A 506-nucleotide genomic window follows, 5' to 3' on the forward strand; every position below is an offset into this window, starting at 1 on the left:
AAGCACAACCTTGGTGGTCTTGTGATATCCGATGAACGTGCCAGAGAGACTGCGGTTGACCAACTTGTTGTGCTCAAAGAAGTTCTTGGCAAACACTCTGCAGCCAAAGGGGTCTTCAGCCTTGACGGGCTTGGTGACACCTCTGATGGCCTCGAAAGGAGAGCAGCCGCCGGCCCTTGGGAGGTAGTTGTGCAAGAAGGCAGCATGGTTGAAGGCAAAGTTCCAGTAGTTGGTGCCAACACCAGAGGAGTTGAGCATAACCTTGACCTTCTGCTGGATGACCCCGTTGAGTCTCTCAGCGCCACCGTTCTGGAACGAACTGTATGGAGCCGTGAACTCAGCTTCAATGGCATTGCGACCAGCATCGGCATCACCGCCAAGCCATTTGTTGATGGAGACGGTGTTGAACTCGTTGTCTGCACGGAACTTGCAGATGTTGCGGCCTGTGAGGTTGAGCAAGTTTGACATGTGACCCAAACACTCGATGGTCTTCTCTGAGGGCTTGC

At 53.6% G+C, this 506-nt stretch carries 1 protein-coding gene; it reads right to left on the reverse strand.

What is annotated here, in order from left to right; all coding sequences use genetic code 11:
• On the reverse strand, positions 1-468 hold a 468-nt coding region (locus tag IE038_RS24320), incomplete at its 3' end, for a hypothetical protein (protein WP_189396454.1).
• Positions 469-506: the final 38 nt, after the last annotated feature.

This window comes from Pseudomonas laurentiana (assembly GCF_014648275.1).
GTDB classification, from domain to species: Bacteria; Pseudomonadota; Gammaproteobacteria; order Pseudomonadales; family Pseudomonadaceae; genus Aquipseudomonas; species Aquipseudomonas laurentiana.